At 66.0% G+C, this 19,968-nt stretch carries 14 protein-coding genes; 6 read left to right on the top strand and 8 right to left on the bottom strand.

What is annotated here, in order from left to right; translation table 11 throughout:
• Window positions 1–20 precede the first annotated feature (20 nt).
• From tssK to DXK93_RS14005, 4 genes are read left to right on the top strand one after another with little or no spacing between them, the layout of a single operon-like run.
• A complete protein-coding gene (tssK, locus tag DXK93_RS13990; protein ID WP_054452043.1) occupies window positions 21–1,367 on the top strand; it encodes a type VI secretion system baseplate subunit TssK in 1,347 nt (448 codons plus the stop codon).
• A gap of 33 nt (window positions 1,368–1,400) precedes the next feature.
• Window positions 1,401–2,156 carry a type IVB secretion system protein IcmH/DotU gene (gene icmH, locus DXK93_RS13995; RefSeq protein ID WP_223283522.1) on the top strand — a complete coding sequence of 252 codons (756 nt, stop codon included), beginning with the start codon at window positions 1,401–1,403 and terminating at the stop codon, window positions 2,154–2,156.
• 25 nt (window positions 2,157–2,181) lie between these two features.
• On the top strand, window positions 2,182–7,386 hold the full coding sequence (gene tssI, locus DXK93_RS14000) for a type VI secretion system tip protein TssI/VgrG (RefSeq protein WP_119450355.1): 5,205 nt from the start codon (window positions 2,182–2,184) through the stop codon (window positions 7,384–7,386).
• On the top strand, window positions 7,367–7,993 hold the full coding sequence (locus DXK93_RS14005) for a hypothetical protein (protein ID WP_119450356.1): 627 nt from the start codon (window positions 7,367–7,369) through the stop codon (window positions 7,991–7,993). Before tssI ends, DXK93_RS14005 begins: the two co-directional genes overlap by 20 nt.
• 10 nt (window positions 7,994–8,003) lie before the next feature.
• On the opposite strand, the gene DXK93_RS14010 is transcribed toward DXK93_RS14005, so the two are convergent.
• The 8 genes from DXK93_RS14010 to DXK93_RS14040 form a co-directional block, all read right to left on the bottom strand.
• Window positions 8,004–8,363 (bottom strand): hypothetical protein, encoded by a 360-nt coding sequence (locus DXK93_RS14010; RefSeq protein WP_054452046.1) that lies wholly within the window; start codon window positions 8,361–8,363, stop codon window positions 8,004–8,006.
• Between the two features lie 20 nt (window positions 8,364–8,383).
• Entirely contained in the window at window positions 8,384–8,737 is a 354-nt protein-coding gene (locus tag DXK93_RS14015; protein ID WP_119450357.1) for a hypothetical protein, read from the bottom strand.
• A 75-nt stretch (window positions 8,738–8,812) separates the two neighbouring features.
• Window positions 8,813–9,343: a hypothetical protein gene (locus DXK93_RS31840; protein WP_147400242.1), complete on the bottom strand. Its 531-nt coding sequence runs from the start codon at window positions 9,341–9,343 to the stop codon at window positions 8,813–8,815.
• A 190-nt stretch (window positions 9,344–9,533) separates the two neighbouring features.
• On the bottom strand, window positions 9,534–11,840 hold the full coding sequence (locus tag DXK93_RS14020; protein ID WP_119450358.1) for a phospholipase effector Tle1 domain-containing protein: 2,307 nt from the start codon (window positions 11,838–11,840) through the stop codon (window positions 9,534–9,536).
• A complete protein-coding gene (locus tag DXK93_RS14025; RefSeq protein WP_119450359.1) occupies window positions 11,833–12,612 on the bottom strand; it encodes a DUF3304 domain-containing protein in 780 nt (259 codons plus the stop codon). Before DXK93_RS14025 ends, DXK93_RS14020 begins: the two co-directional genes overlap by 8 nt.
• Window positions 12,605–13,642, bottom strand: coding sequence for a DUF4123 domain-containing protein (locus tag DXK93_RS14030; RefSeq protein WP_233564549.1), 1,038 nt, complete (start codon window positions 13,640–13,642; stop codon window positions 12,605–12,607). Before DXK93_RS14030 ends, DXK93_RS14025 begins: the two co-directional genes overlap by 8 nt.
• A 13-nt stretch (window positions 13,643–13,655) precedes the next feature.
• Window positions 13,656–16,529 carry a type VI secretion system Vgr family protein gene (locus DXK93_RS14035; protein ID WP_119450361.1) on the bottom strand — a complete coding sequence of 958 codons (2,874 nt, stop codon included), beginning with the start codon at window positions 16,527–16,529 and terminating at the stop codon, window positions 13,656–13,658.
• Between the two features lie 25 nt (window positions 16,530–16,554).
• Complete coding sequence (locus tag DXK93_RS14040; RefSeq protein WP_054452052.1) at window positions 16,555–17,304, bottom strand: hypothetical protein; 750 nt, start codon at window positions 17,302–17,304, stop codon at window positions 16,555–16,557.
• 310 nt (window positions 17,305–17,614) lie between these two features.
• Between DXK93_RS14040 and DXK93_RS14045 the strand changes: the two genes are divergently transcribed.
• Window positions 17,615–18,466 (top strand): M15 family metallopeptidase, encoded by an 852-nt coding sequence (locus DXK93_RS14045; protein WP_119450362.1) that lies wholly within the window; start codon window positions 17,615–17,617, stop codon window positions 18,464–18,466.
• 28 nt (window positions 18,467–18,494) lie between these two features.
• Complete coding sequence (locus DXK93_RS14050; RefSeq protein ID WP_119450363.1) at window positions 18,495–19,883, top strand: hypothetical protein; 1,389 nt, start codon at window positions 18,495–18,497, stop codon at window positions 19,881–19,883.
• Window positions 19,884–19,968 lie beyond the last annotated feature (85 nt).

Raw genomic sequence — 19,968 nt, forward strand, 5'->3', positions numbered from 1 at the left:
AGAAGCAAGAGCCAGCAAACGTGAGCCATTCAGCGAAGATACTGTGGGGAGAGGGGCTGTTCCTGCGGCCCCAACATTTTCAACGCCAAGACGCGTACCACGAGGCCCGCCTCGCGGAAATGAGCCGCGCGCTGCATCCCTATGCATGGGGCCTGCGCGCGGCGCGCTTCGACGCGGCGGCGCTTGCCAACGGCATGCTGCGCGCCACCGAGCTCTCCGCGATATTTCCCGACGGCGAAATCTACAGCGCCCCCCATAACGACGACCTGCCGCCCGCGGTCGCGCTGGACGGCCTGGACGGCGCCAGCACGGCGGTGTTCTACCTGGCGCTGCACCCGATGAAGGACATCGGCGGCAACTATCGGGACACGCGCCAGGAACAGGGCTTCGATGCGCGCTATGCGCACCAGGACAGCCCCGCGCCGGATCTGTACACCAACGCCAGCACGGCCGAACTTGCCTTCCTGCGCAAGAACGTGCGCCTGCTGTCGGAACACGAGCCACGCGACGCGCTGCTGACCATTCCCGTAGCGCGCGTGCGCCGCACGGCCAGCGCCGGCTACGAGCTGGACACCAGCTTCATCGCCCCCAGCGTCACGGTGCAGGCGTGCAGCGCGCTGTTCGAACAGCTGCGCCGGCTGCTGGACGCACTGCAGGCCAAGGTCAACGCGCTCTATGGCTTTCACCGCGAACCGAACAAGAACATCATCGAGTTCCGCTCGGGCGATGTGGCCTCGTTCTGGCTGCTGCACACCTGCAACGAAGCCTATTCCGCGCTGTCGCACCTGTTCCACAACCCGCAGCTGCATCCCGAGCGCCTGTTCCAGGAAATGCTGCGGCTGGCCGGCGCGCTCATGACCTTCTCCAAGGTGCACACCCTGGCGGACCTGCCGGCCTACCAGCATGACGCGCCGGGCGCGGCCTTCGCGCAGCTGGACGAAATCCTGCGCGACCTGCTCGACACCGTCATCTCCACCCGCTACTTCTCCATCGTGCTGGAAGAACTGCGCCCCTCGTTCCACGTCGGCCGGCTGGATTCCGGCAAGCTCGACGAGACCACCGCGCTCTACCTGTCGGTATCCGCCGCCACGCCGGCCAGCGAACTGGCCGAGACCGTGCCGTTGCGCTTCAAGGTGGGCGCGCCCGACGACGTGGAAAAGCTGGTGCTCTCGGCCATGCCCGGCGTGCAGCTCGTCTACACGCCGCAGGTTCCGCCCGCCGTGCCCGTCAAGCCGGGCGCTTGCTACTTCACCCTGCAAACACGCGGCTCGCTGTATGACCGCATGCTGCAGGCACGCAGCATCGCCATCTATGCCCCCTCGGGCATACCTGAACTGAAACTGGACCTCATCGCCGTCACCCGCTAGAGCCTGCCCATGACCGCCGCCGCGCCTACCCTGATGCCCGGAGCCTCGCTCCCTCCCCGAGCCGCCGATTTCTATGGCTCGCGCCCCGCGAAGTCCCTGCTGGACCTGCTGTACGACGGCTTCCTGATGCTGTTCCTGCTGAAAAGCGGCCAGGAACCCGTGGACGCCGCCTCGTTCTCGGCGCGCGTGCAGCAGTTCCTGGCAGACTTCGAGCGCAGCGCGAAGAAGATGGACATTCCGGCCGAGGACGTCTACGCCACCAAGTACGCATTTTGCGCCGCGGTGGACGAGACCGTGCTGAATTCGGGCTTTTCCATCCGCGACGCCTGGATGCTGCAGCCGCTGCAGCTGACCCTGTTTGGCGAACAGCTTGCGGGCGAGAATTTCTTCGCGCGCCTGGAAGACCTGCGCGCGCAGGGCGCGCCGCGCCTGCAATCGCTGGAAGTGTTCTACATGTGCCTGCTGCTGGGCTTCCAGGGCAAGTACATGATCGAAGGCCAGGAGAAGCTGGGCTATCTCACGGCGCGGCTTGGCGATGAAATCACGTTGCTGCGCGGCAAGCGCGCGGGCTTCGCGCCGCACTGGCCCCTGCCCGACAAGATCGCCCACACGCTCAAGCGCGACGTGCCGCTGTGGAGCATCGGCGCGTTGTTCGCGCTGCTGGGGCTGCTGGCCTATCTGGGCATGAGCCACTTCCTGAACCGCGACATGCAGACCGCCATGGCTCCGTACCATGACATCGTCAAGATCGGCCCGCGCGCCGCGCACCTGACCATCTCGCTACCCTGAAGGCCTCAGGCCACCGCTCAGCACCATGACCGACCGTTCCCAAGCGCCCGCCGGATTCAGCAGCCTGGATGTTGCCGCCCTCTCCCAGAACGCCCGTATGCTGCAGATGCGCACGCCCCTGGATGCGGCGCTGGCGGTAGAACGGATGGTCCTGCGCGAAGGCGTGTCTGAACTGTTTGCCCTGACGCTGGACTGCCTGGCGTCCTCGGCCGAACTGGATGTGCAAGCCCTGCTGGGCCGCGAGATCAGCGTCAGCCTGCTGCTGGCCGACGGCAACAGGCGCCAATGGCATGCAGTGGTGGAAGGCGTGGACGCGCTGGGCGCAGACGGCGGCCTGGCGCGCTACCGGCTGCACGCCGCGCCCTGGCTGGCAGCCCTGGGCCTGCGCCGCGACAGCTTTCTGTACCAGGACAAGTCGGTCACTGACATCCTGAGCGAGATCTTCGCCGACTATCCGCAGGCGGCCTATTCGTTCGACATCGCCGAACTGCCCGCGCCGCGTCCACTGCGCACGCAGTACCGCGAGACCGACCTGGCCTTCGTGCTGCGCCTGATGGCGGAAGCCGGCTTGAGCTTCCGCTTCGACCACCAGCAGGGCGAACAGCAGGACGAAGCCTCGGGCGGCGCGCGGCACCGGCTGGTCGTGTTCGACACGCGCGCGGCGCGGCCCCCCTGCCCCGACGCCGCGCTGCGCTTTCACCGCAGCGACGCCACGGAAACCGAGGACAGCATCACGCGCTTTGGCGCGTCCCGGGCGGTACGGCCTAATGCCGTGACGCGCCTGGCCTGGGACGACCGCAAGCTGCTCGCGCACGCGGCGCATGCGCAGTCCGACGTCCAGGCCGGCGCGGTGCCGCGCCTTGAAGACTATGACTACGACGGCCACGGCCGCCATGCCGACGGCGACAGCGCGGAGCTTGCCGCCGCGCGCAGCCTGCAGGCGCATGAAGCCCGCATGGTGCGCTTCGACGGCGGCGGCACGGCCCGCCAGATGATGCCCGGCCATGACTTCACGCTGACGCAGCACAGCCGCTACGCCGGGGGCTCGGGCCAGGCCGTCGATGAGATGGGCGGCAACCGCTACACGCTGCTGCACGTCGAACACGAAGCCGCCAACAACCTGGGCAGCCAGGCCGCCCAGGCGCTGGGCGATTCCGATCTGGAACATGGCTCTTACCGCAATACCTTCGGCGCCCTGCCGGCAGCCGCGCCGCTTATGCCCGGCTGGCGCGCCAAACCCACGGCGCCCGAAGGCCTGACGGCCGTCGTGGTGGCTGCGCAGGACGCGCCCATTTCCTCGGGCCGCGACCTGCGCATCAAGGTGCAATTCCCCTGGCAGCGCGGCGCGCGTCCGCTACCGGGTGGCCTGGCGCACCGCAGCCATGGCGACGACACCGGCAATGCGCCGGGCGACGACAGTTCCGGCACCTGGCTGCGCGTTGCGGGCGCGCAGGCCGGTCCCAATTGGGGCGCGCACCATCTGCCGCGCAAAGGCACCGAGGTCCTGGTCGAATTCCTGGACGGCGACATCGACCAGCCCGTGGCCTCGGCCCAGCTGTACAACGACGCCGACCTGCCGCCCTGGTCCGCCGGCGAGGACGCTGAAGCCAATCATCCCGGCAGGCTCAGCGGCTGGCACAGCAAGGGCCTGGACGGCGAGGGCCACAGCCAATGGCTGTTCGACGACACGCCGCGGCAGATGCGCACGCGCCTGTCGAGTTCCATCGGCGCCACGCAGCTGGGCCTGGGCTATCTGGTCGAACAGGGCGCGGATGAATCCAGTCGCGGCGCATGGCGCGGCACCGGCTTCGAGCTGCGCTCGGATGCCTGGACCGTGGTGCGCTCAGGACAAGGCATGCTGCTGTCCGCCAACGCACGCGAGGACGCGCGCTCCACCCAGGCCGACGCGCAGGAAGCGCTGGCGCTGCTGCGCGGGGCGCAGAATGCGGCGCAACGCCTGGATGCCGCCGGCACGCAGCGCCAGGCGCGCGCGCTCGCGGCCACCAGCCAATACGACACGCTGACCCGCGCCATCGATCCCAAGGGCGATGGCCGCTATCCGGGCAGCGTAGGCGGCCAGCAGGCGGTCAAGGCCAGCGGCGGCGAACGCACCGGCACGGACGCAGTGGAGCGCATCGACGGCGCCCGCATGCTGATCGACGCGCCTTCCTCCCTGAACTTCGCCACGCCCGCCTCGGCCATCCTGCACGCCAGCGAAAACCTGCACGTCACCGCGCAGGCCGACGGCCACGTGGCAGCGCGCCAGACCTTTGCCACGGCCTCCGGCCGCTCCACCAGTCTGTTCGTGCAGGACGGCGGCATCCGCGCCGTCGCCGCCGAATCGCCTGTGTCGATCCACGCGCATACCGACATGCTGGAAATGCTGGCCGGCCAGGACATCACCGTCACCTCCACTACCGACAGCATCGAGATCCTGGCGAACCAGAGCATCACCCTGCAGGCCGCCGGCGCCAGCATCGTCATGAATGGCGGCGACATCCTGTTCAAGGGGCCGGGGATGTTCTCGGTCAAGGGCGCATCCCACAACCTGATCGGGCCTGCCAGTGACGCGGCCGCGCTGCCCGCGCTGCCGTCCTCGCAAGTGGGAGATCCGATGCTGGTCACGGCCGAACTGGTGCACCGTCCCAAGGCCAAGCTGCGGGCGCAAGCCGGCTCCGGCCAGGCGCTGAATGCGGCCGGCGCGACCGGCGCGGTCGCCTCGGCTCCAGCGGCTGGAGGCCCCACAGCAGCTGCAGCCAGCGGATCGCAAAGCTCGCTGCTGGGTAGCGCGGGCGCGGCGCTTGCAAGCGGCGCAACCGCCGTATCCAAGGGCCTGTCCGCCGCGGCCGATGGCGCCTCCGGCATGCTGGACCAGGCCAAGAGCATGGCCGGCGAAGCGCTCAAGCCCGTGCAGGAATTGGGCGCGATGGCCGGCAAGACCATGCAGGCAGCGGGCAAGGCGGGCTCGGAACTGATGTCGGGCGCCATGGCAAAGGCCGGCGGCATGGCGCAAACGGCCATGCAGAATGTGGCTCCGTCGCTGACTGGCGGCGCCACGTCCTCACTGGCTAACGGCGCCACGCAATCCTTGGCCAGCATGGCAACGCCGTCGCTGATGGACGGCGGCCTCTCCACCATGAAGATTCCACAGGGCGCTGGCGACGCACTGGCCGGCGCGGTTTCCATGCCCCAGGCGCTGACTGACGCGGCAGGCGCCGTGTCCAAGGCCGGCGGCATGGCTACGCAGGCGTCGGCCCTGGCCTCGCAGGCATCCACCTTCGCCTCGCCGGCCGCAGGCGCCGGCCCGTCGGCCTCGGGCATGCTGTCGGGCGCTTCCAGCGCCGCCACGGCAATGGGCAACGCCACGGCGGCATCCGCCCTGGGCGCCGCCTCCAACCTGACCGCCGCCGGCAGCGGCGGCGTGGGGTCCGCCATCGGCCCGGTCATGACCCAGGCCATGGGCGCCATGGGCGGCCGCCCCGCCGCGCTGAGCTCGGCGGTGAACACGCTGCTGACCATGCCCGACGTCAACCAGGGCAATCTGCCCGCGGTGGCGGGCGCCATACTCAGCACGCCGGGCCTGACCGACTCCGCGATTCCGTCCGTGGTCGGCGCCATCCTGCAATCGCCCACGATATCCAACGTCACGCTGCCCAAGGTGGCGGAGGCGATCATGAACATTCCCGCGGTGGCGAACTCGCCTTATCCGGCGATGGCCAAGCGGGTCATGGAAATGGCCGGCGTCGGCCTGCCCAGCCCTGTGGCGAGGCCCGCTGGCGCGCCCGGCGGCCAGGACGCGGGCGGCTCCGCAGCGGCCGGGACGCCGGATGCCGGCGCACCCACGCCGTCCGCCTACCGGGCCAGGAGCGGCGCCAAGCTCCAGTACGTCAACCTGAAGGAAGAGGACGAGGTCTGGAACGATGGCCAGGCGCTGGACAGCCTGGACCGCCAGACCAACAGGCCCAGGATCCGCGTGCGCTTCAACAAGGCCGGCCAGCATCGCTTCAGCGTCAAGGTCAGCCCGCGTCCGGGCAACGCGGTGTACTCCGCGCGTGAGCAAAGCCGCCAACCGCTGTACCGCGAGCCCAACCAGCGTTCGTACAGCTACGTAACCGACGCCGACGGCACCAAGGTGGTCGACAACATCACCCTGCCCGCCGCCGGCCTGAACACCTATACCTTCGAGGTGGTGAACGACAAGAACCAGATCATCTCCACGGAGCAGGTCGAGACCGCAAGGCGGCTATATCTCCAGGAGATCATGCTGCCCGGCCCCGAGGCTCTGGCGCGCCGCCACGGCTTCCAGCCGACCGCTACGGAATACGCGCGGCATGGTGTGGACGTCGTGCAATTGCCGCCGGTCAGCACGCGCGGCGACGCCAACATGGACGTGTTCACGGACGACGGCTATGAACGCCTGCGCCGGCTGGCCGCCTCCGTCTATCCAGGGTCGCAGGGCCCGGACCACGAGCCCTATACGCTCGTCGTCTGCCACATCGACCGGCTGGCCTCGATGCTGCCCGTCCAGCCCATTTACGTGCAAGCCTCTGCCGGTCCCGGCGCGGCCGACAAGCAGGTGCAGTTCGTCAACGCCGACGGCACGCTCAGCTTCCTGTGGTATCACATCGAACCTGGCGTGGACTGGTACGTCGAATGCCTGTTCGAGTACACCGACCCTGCGGCCGGCATCAGGCAGGTCCCCATCCCCAAGGATCGCATGACCCCGGTGCCTTACGACCCTGCGAATCCCAAAGCCTGCGATACCCTGAACATCCGCATGGCGGGCCTGGTGCCCGTGCCGACCTCGGGCAAGATCATTCTGAAGGTCCGGTTGCTGGAAAGCTCCGCGGGCGGCGTGGCGTTCCCTGGCACCAACCTCCTTGGCGTGGCGGCGATGAGCCCCTGGGAGCCCAACACGCTGGATTATCTACAGCAGACGCTGGTGCACGAGATCGGCCACCTGATCGGCATGACGCCCAGCGGACCCGAGTGGGTACGCGCCCACCCGGACGAAGCCGACATGGACTCGTCCAAACTCGACAAGGGTCCGTATTTCTACTCCCAGTTCGGCAACCACTGCCACTTCGGCCTGCCCGCCAGCCAGGCCGATCCCAGCCACACCGGCTCCTGCGTCATGTTCGGCGGCGACTGCGTCAGCATCCGCTTCTGCGCCAGCTGCGCCCAGGCCGTACGCAAGACGGACATGTCCAATGGCTGGCCCTCGTTCTGACGCGCGGCGCCGCGTGGCGCCGGCGCTGGCCCTGCTGCTCGCGGCCGCGATGGCCATGGCCGCGCCTGGCGCCGCCACCGCCGCGCGCCCCACCCCACATACCCAGAAGACCACGATGAACACCGACTGGATCGACCCGCCCTCGTTCGCCACCGCCCCCATCGGCACGGTGCGCGACCACGCCTGCATTCCGCCCAACCATGGCAGCGACGACCAGCTCAACATCGCCGCGCCCGCGCGCGTGCGTCCGCAGGCGTCCGGCGCGCTGGTGATCCCGGTCTGCGCGCAAGGCATCATTCCCGTATCGCAGAACCAGAAGCTGCCGCGCTTCGTCGCCATCAATACGCAGACCAAGGCGGTCTATGAAGGCGTGGCCTACGAATACAAGCCGCGTAAACGCCCCGGCATGGAAGTGGACGAAATCCCCAGCTCGCGTCCGCCCAAGGGCATCCCCATCAGCCCGGGCATCAGCGTCGGCACGCAGTTCAGCACCGACCTTGCTGCGCAGGTGCAGCTGCCCAAGGATCCGGCGGTCTACGAGGTGTATATCGAATCGAACGGCGTGCGCTCGAATACGGTGAAGATCGAAGTGCAGGCGGCCAAGTAGGCGCTTTTCTTCAGGAGCCCCAGCCGATCATGCGCAGCGCTCGGTCCCGGATCGACCGCCCGTAGGCCCAGCACCAGACGGCCAGCGCCAGCATCGCGACAGTGAAGTAGGCCCTGGCCTCGATCGGCACTGGATTCATCGCCGAGATCGTCAGAAAGGGTTCATAGCCCACGAAATCGCTGGCGGCCAGGATGCTGAAGATCAGCGCCAGCACCGGCCCCGTGAAATGCGGCCGATCGCCGCGCGTGGTTTTGTCGGCCCAGAAGGACCAATGGATGAAACGGCTTAGCTGGATCGTCACCGCGAACAGCGGGATGACGACGGCGAGCATCAGGACGATGAGGGCGACGAGGACTTGAGGCGGAAGCATGGCGGGATTTTAGCGGCACATCAGGCATTGCCCTTCCCCCCCTTGCACAACCGGTACCCGACCCACAGGCCGGTCACGGACAAAATCAGCGCCGGTCCCAGATAGTAGGGAAAAAAGAACAGGAAATATCCATACCAACGGTCATAGTTCCGGGCGACGTAATAGACGAGCAGGGCACCCACGGCCGCAAACGCCCAGACGGCTACCATGGACACGGCAAACCATTTGCGCGATGCCGCGGAGCCCAGGGCTCCGAAACGGTTTGGGCGCACGTGGACTGCGATCCCGAGGAGATAGAGTAGGGGCAGCGCAAAACCCAGGGCTTTTGTGGCGTAGAGGATCATGTCGGTGGACCACATGACGAATTCACGCAAAACCGTCTCCTACGGATCAAGCTCTCCGATGACCCGCTTCATCAAGGTTTATCTCTATCCGGACTTCTGACGTGATCATCGATTCGACACCCAATCGCTTCCCGGAAGCTCAGGGGCCACGTTGCTGAAATCCGATACCAGCGGACGCGTGACATAGCGCGCAGCAGCCTTGCCATCGGGATAGATACGCAATTCCAGCACCACGGCGCCCGCTGGCCGCTGTGGCTGTGGAAGCATCACGACAAATGGATAGTCTCCCTCTCCCGTTGCTTGAGGACCAGAGTCATAGCGCCACGATATCTGCATCGGAGCATCAGGCGCAGCTGGCCTGTAACCGAATGACTGCACATTATTTCCTGTGGCCGAATTCGCTCTGGCGATCCATCGCAGACCAGGCATCAACGAATACGCCACGTCGTACTGCGTAAAGTTGTACGAGTAGACCGCCACCGATCCTTCCAACGCGCTTCGTTGAAAATTTTGCGTCTGGCTTCGCTCTACGTAGACATAAGCCCCCGCCGCCACGGCGATCACCGCCAGTACACCGAGTGCGACCAACCGCCCGAGTTGCGAGCGCCCTGTCTTTCCCTGATTCCGCTCAGACATCCTCGACATCCCACTTTGATCATAGGCTTGCCCAGTCGCCACTGGTTCCACACCGATTCCTGCGCATCCACGGACTCTGGCATTTCTGTTGCTGTCGCAAAGCGAGCTGGCTAGAGTCCCCGACGCTCTCGCGGCATGCTCATCCCCTATGCTCTATCACTCAAGCCGGATGCTTCCGACGCCGACACAGCTACGGACGAACCGGAGCCATTCCATCCAGATTGGCGCGCATCTGATCAACCCGCGATGCCGACTCATTGTCCGACTTGAACTTGGCTTGTTCCGCCTTGAAGTCGGTCTTGCCAAAAATGTCCTTGTCCCTCACTCGGAAGTACAGTGAAGTGCTGGCCAGCAAATGATCGGGCCAGCTGCTCAACATGGCGTCATGCACCAGGAAGTCGAACAGCGCCATGACCTTGGGAGGTAAAGGGTTGGTCCCGGCGCTCGCCTCGCGCCATACGGTGAGCAGACGCTTTTGCACTTCACGCTTGGCTTTCATATCAGCGAAAGGATCTTTCGGCTTGTCCTCTTCGGTCAGCGTGCCACCGCCGCGTGTGATGAGCTCGTTGCGCATGTTCTGCTGGTCCAGGAGATCCTGCTCCATTCTTTCCATGGCCTGCACGGTATTTGGATTCTTGCGGCGAAAATCTTCCTTGCGCTGTTCATCTTCGGCATCCTTGCGTTCCGCGTCTTCGAGCGCGAGATACTCCGCTTCCAGGCGTTGCCATAGCGGCTTGAAGCGCTGCGGCGGCAATTCGCCCCGGCTCGCGACGGCACGATTCCAACGTTCGTCCTTGAGCGCTTCCAGCTCTTTCAGGCGAGCCGTGTTCTCGGGCTTGTTGCGTTCCTCGCGCGGCAGCATGGATACGCGCCTGAACTCTTCGTTGTATTCCTGCTCCGGAGTGAAGAAATCGCGATCCTGGATCCATTTTTCGGCGGGGTCCGCAAGCTCAGCCTTGAAGACCGGATCTTGATACCGAACTGCGAGCCAACGCAGGAAGACTTCCATGTGCCGCATGAAGTCGATACCGGGTTCGTACTTCACGACCTCGCGATAGGCGCCCATCAAATCGGCAATGCCGTAGCTTTGCCCGCCATCCTTGATCTGGGATGAAAGCGTGAACCTATCGAAGACAACCGGGAAATCCTTGAACAGCCGCTCCATGCTGTACATCGCCACCCCATGGGAGAGCGCGATATTCAACATGTCACGTAGCGGGACGCGCGACAGTTCCGTGCGTGCGCCCAACGTACCTTCCGGGCAAACACCAGTCACGTCACCGCTAGACCCTGGATAAAGATACTGCTCGCCCCTGGTCTTTTCCAAACTATCAAGACGCTGATTGGCACGCAGTTCGTGGGCCGCCGCGAAATGAACACATTTATCCACCGCGGCCGGGACGGTCAAGGTCCGGTCCTTGTGAGTCTGCTTGATAAGATCCGTGAATGGCAGAAAGCCCAGGAACGTATTCTCGTCCATGATCGAAGATACGGAATCGAACAAGCCCAGGAATCTGATGCGGATCTCCGCATCGGGGGCACCGCTTTCACCCTTCATGACCAGGTCCCGGTCATTCCTGCGCCGGTACTTCTTGACCACATCATTGATGAACTGACGCGCCACCACCCCTCCTCTGTCACCGCCAAAGACAGAGATCTCGATGCGCAGTACTTTGTTCATCTGGGCGCTGACCGCCTGGTGCGCCGCGACGAGCTGACTCAACGCGGCATCAACACGGATATCCACCCCCGTGCCCATGATATAGGCAACCGTTTTGTTGTCGCGAATAACCGGAACCCCTTCAAGCGCGACCGCCTTTACCACCTGTTTTCCCGCTGTCCAAGCTACCTTTAGCGGATTATTCTTGAAGCCTGCCCAAAATCCGCGAATGGTTCCTTCCGCGCGATTGACCAGGCGCTCCGGATCCCACACGTTCCATATTCTCACCGCCTTGTCAGGCAAAGTTCGGACGTCCTTTACCACGTCCTTGTATGCCTTCACCATCGGCTGGAAGGATCCCTCCTTGATCATCTTCTGCGTGGCGCCCTTCAGGCGTTTCACTGCGTCGGTCTCGGGAACCTCATCCAACCTCGTAATGTTCTTTCCCGCGGACGTCAGCGCCTTTCCACCCTCGGCGAGCGCCGCCTTTGCTCCCACTGCGGCCGCATAGTTGAGCTTTTTTACTTTGGCATCCTCATTCAGATCCGTTCCCAGACCCGAATAGTAGAAGCGGAACCAATGCTGCTTCTGCGGTCGACTCGGATCGGAGGCTTCGCAGTGCGCCTCCCAAAGCCGGCAGATGTTGGAGTAATAGGTGGGATTAAAAGCATCCTCGTCCCGATGACGGCCAAATCCATCAAAGAAGAACCCGATACGAATCACGGCTCCGCATTCGTCGCAATCGTCTTTCGGATACGCCGCCTCGTTCTCAACCATTTTTTTCAATACGGTCGCGGGAGTACGGTCCACGAGCGGCAACTGCATCTTTTCAGCCATGGGGTGCTCCAGGAAGCGTTCCAGCCGACCGCAGGCGAGCGATCTTCTCTTCTCCGAATGCGGACACGGCTTTCGCGAAATCCCCTGGTCGGCGATCGGGCTTGGACAAAATCTCCGCGATTTCCGGGTCGGCGTCGAAGTTGGCGGCCACGGTGAAATACAGGTACATGTATTGGCGCAAGTCGCTTTCATCCTGGATGCGATACTTGGTCCAGGCAGTCTTCGTGACCTTCACCAGACGTTGATTCAACTCGGAAGCGTCCTCGTATTCCTTGAAAGCGTCGGGGTACGTTCTATACAACCAGCGGCTCGTCTCGACTATCGGAATCCGAGCCTGACCCAGTAACTTCCGGCTCAGCACCATCTCCATATGCTCATCGGGATAGATGTGCAACTCCAGATTCAACGGACCATCGCCTGACGGAATCGAGCTGGCAGGAAAGTTCACCGTCGTTTCCTTGTTGATGAACATCTCATTGAACTTCCCGTCGTACATGTGCTTGCGCAACTCATCGCCATCAGCGACTCGCCATTTCACCGTGAAAGTCGTGCCCTTCAAGGTGTAGCAGCAGGTCACCGACCCTTCCCCACCGCCTGGCCTGATGGCGCCAGTACCTGCCTTATTCCCCGCGCTGTCGGCAATCGAAATGTTGGCCACGTCCCAGGGCGTATAGTTGTACGCGATCAGACTGACCCCTTGGTATGTGGGCTCTCCATTGCAGCCGGCAAGCAGTCCCAGCCACGACAAAAGCACGATCAATGCCTTACGCATCACTTCTCCTTTCCTGATTCGCCTGCCTGAGCGTGACCACGCCTCTCTCCTTGGCCGCTGACGCCAACTCCTGTCGGTCCTGTTCCACGTACATCAGGCCATCCCACACAGCATCCGGAACATGCTCCAACGCTTGCGACAGACCCTTTCCGCTCTTTCTGAATCCGCGCAAAGCCGGCAAGATCGCTTCATGTTCATCGAAGCGTGGCGCAATGGTGATCCCCCAGGCCACATAATCCAGCATGTCGCGTTCAGTCTCGATGCCATAAGACTTGGCACGCTCCATCTGCTCCAGAACTCGCGCATACAGCTCGTCTTGCCGCAGATCGCCAAGGACGCCCAGATAGATCCTTCGGATCTGCAAAGCCAGCTTGTCCGGATAATCCAGATCCAACAGCGCCTGATGCTGCAGCAAGGTAAACGGCTGTGGCGCCGGCAGCGCCGCAGCGCTCAATTCACGTTCTCCACCGCCCTTCCACTCGGCGATGGAACCGTCCCGGCGCAAATAGCGCATGAGCGTCAGCGGCGCCAGGAAACGCTCGCGCTCGGCTTCGCTCCAGACCTGAAAAGCGCGGTCCAGAATGCGGCTGTCGTAGAAGTGCAGGTAATACTCGCGACCGTCCGGCAAACCATAGTCGCCGTAGTACGCGCAATGTGCCATTAGTTCGGCCAGGGCCATGGGCGACAGGATATGGGTGACCGCAAACTGCCCACCGTCCGCCTCGTACACCCTGCGCAGCAGCCGCAATAGTTCAGAGGTGTATGGCCCGTCCGTGTCGCGCCCCAGTTCAAAACGCGTCAGATCGTCTATTTCGATCAGCAGGGGCGCGATTTCACCGTATACGGCCAGATCCGTTCCCAGCCAGACCGAACCGTGGCTGACTTGAGCGCTGCTCTTGATTGGCGCGGCCAGCTCCGCGCGGTTGCGGAAATCCACGAGCAGATAGGCATGCACTGCCTCGCCCGTTTCGATGCGGCTGACTTCAGCATGCCGCAGCGTCTCGCCAAGCAGGGATTGCCAATCCGTCATGCGCTTGCCCGCCTCATGCCTTGTCCGTGATGGACTGCACGCCATCGTGCGCGTCCAGCACGCATTGTTTGCAGACCGTGAACTGGGGAAAAGCGTAAGGCATGCGGTCCGGCCCCGCAAACTGCTTGTTCCCCGTCTTCACATCGATGCGCCCCGGCGCGGTCACCGTGATGTTGCCGCCTTCCAGCACGATGCTGGCGCCGGCCGCGGTGGCGATGCGGATGCGTTTGGGCGCGGCATACTCGACGTTGGTCTGCGCGCTGCCGATGGTGATGTCCTTCTGCGCCTGCACGCGCAGGATGTCGTGCTGGGCCTGGACGTGCACGTCGCCGGTGGCGGAGATCAGGTCCAGGCCGGAGTCCGCGCCGCCCTGCTGCAGGCCGGCGACGATGCCCAGGCCCTGTCCGGTGTGCACGCGCAGCGCGCCCATCACGGCCAGGTTCTGGTCCTTGCCGGCCGACCAGTGCACGGTCTCGCCGGCGGTGTATTGCATGTGTTGGCCGGCGACCTGCGCCAGTCCCGCGCGCGCGGCCATGAACACGACCGGATCGGTCAGGTGCGGCACCTTGCCCTCGGCCGCCTGGGTGTGCTTGGCCGAAGCGTCGCTACGCGCACCATCCAGGCTTTCGCCTGCGACGGTGCCGGACACGGCGCGATGCATGGCGGCCAAGGGCGCCTTGCCGTCATCCAGCACGCTCGCTTCCGCTCCCTTGGAGCCCAGCGCGCTCGCCAGACGCAGACCCTGGTGCGCGCCGACCACGCCATCCAGCGAACGCGCCATCTGGTCGGCCTGGCTGGCCAGCGCCTGCAAGCCCGCAGCCTCGCCTGCGGGGCCGGCGCTGGCGCCAGTGCCGGCGTAGGTGCTGAGCAGCACGCCCGCGCCGCCGCGCACGGCGCCGTAGGCGTCGGTGCGCAGCTCGGCGCCCAGGCCGCGCAGTCCGCCGCGGTAGTTGCCGGCCTGATGAATCAGGTGGCCCAGGTTCAGTTCGCTGGCTTCCTGGCTGCTCTTGATCTGCAGGCGCAGTTGTCCGTCGCTGTCGTCGAACACGATCTGGTTGTAGCCCGAGCCGCCGAACTCCTTGCTCTTGAAGCCGCTCAGCGCGGCGGCGTTGCGGTGGTTCTCGTCGCCGCCCGCGGCGCCATGCCAGGCAGGCGCGTTGCCTCCCGCCAGGTTGGCCTGGGCGCTGGGTGCGGCATCGCGCGCGGCGGTGTAGACCTGGGTGTCGGCTTTGCCGCCGTCCCGGCCGCCCGGCGTGGCGGGCGTGCCGCCCTCGCCGCGGCCGTTGTACAGCGCGCCCACGACGATGGGCTGGTCAACGTCGTCGTCCAGGAAGCGCACCAGCACCTCCTGGCCGATGCGCGGCACGAAACTCATGCCCATGCCTGCGCCCGATTGGCGCTGCGCCACGCGGGCCCAGCGGCTCTTGGCCACCCCCTCGGCATCGTCTGCCTGCCAATGGAATCGGATGCGCACGTCGCCGCGCTTGTTGCGCAGGATCTCGTCCTCGCCCTGCGCCTGCACTGCGCCGTCGGCGCCCGTGACGATGGCCGTGTGCACGCCATGGACCGAAGGCGCGCCGCTCAGGCGCGCGCCGCGTGTCTGCGGCAAGGCTGGCCGCCAGGGGCGGTCGCAACGCACCGCCTGGAAGCGGTTGGCGTAGCCGACCTCGCGCGCTTTCGCCAACACCGCGGCGTCGGGCCGCGACGGATCGGCGTTCGAACCCGCCGCGCCAGGCGCCGCGGGCGCCTCGGTATCCAAGGCCAAATGTGCGTCCAGCCCACCCAAGCGCTGCGACAGCGAGGCTCGGGTTTCTGGCGGCAGGTTGTTGATGCCGACGTGCTCGACCCGGTCCAGCGCAAAGGCGGGCTCGAAGCCTTCTTCGTCGGCAGGCCCCAGTGGAGACATGTTCTGCAGCGTGAAACGCGTGCCGGAACGGAAGGTACGCACCCCGCCCTGGCCGACAAAAGTCTCAGCGCCGGCTTGTACGGCTTCCATCGCGAGCGTGGCCTGGCGCCGCGCCTCGGCCTCATCAGCAAAGCTGCCGTGGCCTGCCACCTCGTACCATTCCAGGCCCGCGTCGTCAGTGCTGTCTGCCGGACGCGCCAGCGCCTCTGCCGCCACGGCGCGCTTGCCGCCGCCGTGCCAGCCCAGGACGGTGACGCGGTCAGGACCGCGCCGCCACTGGCGCGACATGGCCTGCACGGTGTCGCGCGACTCGGTCGCGCCGGCGCGGTGAAAGCGCACGCCGCCGCCTGCCGACTCGGCATCCTCGGCCAGGCCGCGGCTGTCGGCGAAGATCAGCGCGACGTGGCGCGCGGGAACCTCCGGATCTTCGACCGTCGTCCAGCCCAGGCCTGCTTCGGCCAGCAGGCGGCTGATGAAGTCATAGTCGGTCTCGCGGTACTGCGTGGTGTAGGGGCGCGGCGCCACGCCGGCCTGCGCTTCGGCCGCATCGGGAGCCACGCGATGCACATAGCCTTCGTAGCCGCCCAACACATGGCTGACGATGTCCAGCACGGAACGCGCTTCGAACACGCGGCTGTTGCGCTGCTGCGTGGCCAGCCACAGCCAGGGCGCGACCGTCAGGCGGTAGCGCGCCAGGCCCGCGTCGCCCGACAGCAGCTCGGCTTCGCGGACCAGACCGCTGCGACTCGCGCGGCTGCCGTCGGCGCGCGTGGTCCACAGTGTCACGGGGCGGCCGATCATGTCGCGCAATTCCAGGCCGGCGTCGTCGGACAGCGCGACCACGCGCGTCTGCGAAACGCCCGACAAGGCTTCGCGCGCGATCCAGCCCTCGACCTGCAGCGAGGCGAGCGCGCCCTCGCCCTCCAGGCTGTAGAGGCGGGCGTCGGAACTGAACAGGCCAGGCGTTGCAGTCGGATCCATTGCGGAAAAAACCTTCTCTGAAGACTCAGGGTTCGACCTGGGCTTGCGGATTGGGGCATTCGGGCGCCGTGCCCCAATAGCCCGAACACACCCGCAAGCGGCATTGCTCGCTTTCCAGGAAGCCCAGCTTGCGGCATTGCTCCAACCGGGCCGCCAGGGGCGAGCCCGGCAGTTCGCGGACGAAGACGCCGTCGTTCTTGTAGACCTTGGTACCGGGCGGCGACGCCGGCGGCAGGCCATAGGACATCAGCGCGGCCAGCAATGCGGCGTCGGAATCGTTGCGCGGCGTCTTGGCGCGCTGCGGCGCGGCCTGGGGCGACGCTTTGGGCGAGCCTTGCGAAGTGATCGCGCGCGGCACCGTGGGCCCGGCTGCCTTGGGCGCAGCGGCCTGCGCTTGCAACGCAGCGCGAGGCTGCGGCGGCGCGGCGGTGACGGCCAACGCAGACAAGGGGTTCTCGGGCGCGCGGTCCTCATCGGCATTGGGAAGTCCCAATTGCGCGAGAGGATGGTCTTCGATGACGGCCGCGGAAGAAGGCTGCGGGTCGGGATCGGCAGCGGCCACGCGCGCACCCGCTGTTGGAGCGGCTGGCGCGGCGGCGGGCTGCGCGGGCGGCGTAACCGGAGGAGTCGATTCAGCAACCACAGGCAGCGGCGGCGTATCGAACACGCTATATAGCACCGCGCCCGCGGCGCCCGTCAGCAATAGCAGCAGCAAGGCCAGCGGCAAGCGGGAACGGCGCTTGGGCGCCAGGTGTTTGACTTCGGCGTCCGGCACTCGCCCCTCTAGCGCGGCGAGGATGCGCGACGCTGCGCGTTCATCCGGTGACGGTGAGCGTCCTGCGAGCAAGCTGGGAACAGAGGTCGGTGATCGCGATCTTTTTTCGTCTTCTGCCATGCGAAGTCCCGTGTCTGCAGAGGTCGTCTAAACCCCTGTAACCAAGGGGTTCGAGAATACCTGATGACTTCTTTCGCATCATCGATTCTTGTTACGAGTTCTAAGCCACAGACGCGTTTTGCAACGTCCAAGCGCTTGCCTGAATCCCGAATAGAACAAAAGATTACGCCTTCGTAACTGAGGGACCTCCTTGCTTCTCCTGCTGCCTCTCTACTTTCTGCTCGCCATCGGCGTTTCCGCGTTGCTTGTCTTTCCGTCCTTGCGGGAGGCCACGGCAAGGGGAGCGCGCGCGCTTGCACAGGGAGTACGCCAGGGCATGGCGCGCGGCGCGGGACACGCAGGAGGGGCGATGGGCGACTCCGCGCAGGCGCTGCGCACGGGCTTTGGAAAGGCTGGCGGCGCGTTTTCGGCATACCGCTGGCACATCGCTGCGGGCCTGCTGGTTGTGTTGCTTCCGTCACTTTTCGCTTTCGTCATGCGACACAATCACACATTTGTTTACGAGGATCGGACCGCGGGCCCGGACCCTCGCATCCAGGCTTTGCTGACCGGCGAAAGGCTGGTCCCGCCGCCTCCGCTGCCGCCCGAAGCGTTCACCACGCGCGAAGTGGAATTGGTGCGTCCCAACCTGGGCGGCGCCAGCCGCGACTGGAACCTGCTGGACGCCGATTACCGCCAGCGCCTGCTGGCCGCGTACCGCGTGATGCGTGAAGAGCACGGCTACGAGATGGTGCTGATCGAAGGCTATCGCAGCCCCGACCGCCAGGCGGAGCTTGCCAAGATGGGCTCGCACGTGACCAATGCCGGCGCCTACCAGAGCTATCACCAGTTCGGCCTGGCCGCGGACAGCGCCTTCCTGCGCGACGGCAAGGTGGTCGTGTCCGAAAAGGATCCCTGGGCCATGCGCGGCTACGAACTGTTCGGCGAAACCGCCGAGCGCGTCGGCCTGACCTGGGGCGGCCGCTGGAAGATGATGGACTTCGGCCACACCGAGCTGCGCCGCCCCGGCGTCATGCGGCGCAATGGCGGAGCCGCGCAATGATCAACTCCGAAAGCGTCATATCGCATCCATGAGCCGCATACTCAAAACCGGGCTGTTGCTGGCCCTCGTCTTCGGCGTGGTCTGGCTCGCCGTCATCATCTGGTGGCAGGAGTCGCGCACGCTGCCTACGGGCGTGGACATCGGCCTTTATCTGTTCGCGCTGCCGCTGGCGTTGATCGCCGCCGCCTGGAGCGGCGCGCGCATCGTGCGTGCGCGCCGCGAGGCCCGCGCCGCGCCGGCGCAGCCCGCGCAGGACGACGCCGCCCAGACCGCCGAACCCGCTCCCCAGGCCGCGAGTCTGCGCGTGCTGGCCAGCGCTGCCAGCGCCGCCGTAGGCAGCGAGGCCATCGCGATCCATGCCGCACTGGCCGCGCAGCAGCGTCCGGATCTGGACCCTTCCTTCAAGAACACGCAAGGCTTTCCTGTCTTCAGCGCGCGCGCGCCGCAGCTCGATACCGATGCGCTGCGCGCCGCGGCGCGCGAGGCCCGCGCCCCGGCCGCCGCGCTCGAAGAAGAACGCGTGCGCGCAACCGCCCTGCTGGCAGAGGTGGTGGAGGCGCTGGCGCTGGAAGCGCGCGCCATCGTGCTGAAGCAAGGCGAACCGCAACATGACGAAGCATGGCCGCTGCTGCAGCTGGAACTGCTGCTGCCCGCCGACTGGTCCGACGCCGTGCGCGACCATGCCGTGGACCAGGCACTCGCGGCGGCGGCGTGGCCTGCCAGCCGCATGATCCCGCGCCTGCACGCCGCGCCAGACGCGCTCACCAGCGATGGACTGCTGCGCCAGCTGGCGCAGGAACCCCTGACCGCGCGCAGCGCCACGCTACGCCTGGTTGCTGTCGCCGACTCCCACATCGATGCGACGCGCGTCGAGCAATGGGACGCCGCCGGCCGACTCATGTCGAACGCCAATCCCCAAGGCCAGGTGCCTGGCGAAGCCGCGGCGGGCCTGTTACTGGACCTGGGCGCCCATGCGCCTGGCGGCGAGCCCGCACGCAGCGACTCCGCGCTGACCCTGACCCTGTCCGCACAAACACAGCGCGCGGTCGACGCCGACGCGCGCGGCGCGCTGCATGAGCCACGCGTGACCGAGTTGGCCACGCAATTCCTGGCCGAACAAGGCCAACCCGCCGATGGCGTGGTCGCGCTGATCAGCGATGCCGACCACCGCGGCAGCCGCCCGCTGGAGACCGCCGGCCTGGCTGCTGCGCTGTTTCCGGCGCTGGACCCCAACCAGGACTGCCTGGCAGTAGGTTCCGGCTGCGGCCATACCGGCGCGGCCGCGCATCTGCTGACCGTGGCCGTCGCGGGCGCCGCCTGCGCCCAGGCCGGCGCGCCCGTGCTCGCCCTCATGACCCAGGACCCGGCGCTGCGGACGCTGGCGCTGGTGTCGCCTTCCGAAACCCTTCCCGCCTGACCCACAAGAACATAGTTCAAACCATGCGCAGCCCCTCCGATCTCCTATCCGGCGCCTCCCGCGCCATCAGCGAAGGCCGACATTG

The organism is Achromobacter sp. K91 (assembly GCF_003576205.1).
Taxonomy (GTDB): Bacteria; Pseudomonadota; Gammaproteobacteria; order Burkholderiales; family Burkholderiaceae_B; genus Achromobacter; species Achromobacter aegrifaciens.

Bases quoted from the DNA above. Each gene is read 5' to 3' on its own strand.
- DXK93_RS14025 (WP_119450359.1), bottom strand. From the start codon at position 12,612: ATGCGTAAGGCATTGATCGTGCTTTTGTCGTGGCTGGGACTGCTTGCC.
- DXK93_RS14050 (WP_119450363.1), top strand. From the start codon at position 18,495: ATGAGCCGCATACTCAAAACCGGGCTGTTGCTGGCCCTCGTCTTCGGC.
- DXK93_RS14005 (WP_119450356.1), top strand. From the start codon at position 7,367: ATGGCTGGCCCTCGTTCTGACGCGCGGCGCCGCGTGGCGCCGGCGCTG.
- DXK93_RS14035 (WP_119450361.1), bottom strand. From the start codon at position 16,529: ATGGATCCGACTGCAACGCCTGGCCTGTTCAGTTCCGACGCCCGCCTC.
- icmH (WP_223283522.1), top strand. From the start codon at position 1,401: ATGCCCGGAGCCTCGCTCCCTCCCCGAGCCGCCGATTTCTATGGCTCG.
- DXK93_RS31840 (WP_147400242.1), bottom strand. From the start codon at position 9,343: ATGTCTGAGCGGAATCAGGGAAAGACAGGGCGCTCGCAACTCGGGCGG.
- DXK93_RS14020 (WP_119450358.1), bottom strand. From the start codon at position 11,840: ATGGCTGAAAAGATGCAGTTGCCGCTCGTGGACCGTACTCCCGCGACC.
- DXK93_RS14010 (WP_054452046.1), bottom strand. From the start codon at position 8,363: ATGCTTCCGCCTCAAGTCCTCGTCGCCCTCATCGTCCTGATGCTCGCC.
- tssI (WP_119450355.1), top strand. From the start codon at position 2,182: ATGACCGACCGTTCCCAAGCGCCCGCCGGATTCAGCAGCCTGGATGTT.
- DXK93_RS14030 (WP_233564549.1), bottom strand. From the start codon at position 13,642: ATGACGGATTGGCAATCCCTGCTTGGCGAGACGCTGCGGCATGCTGAA.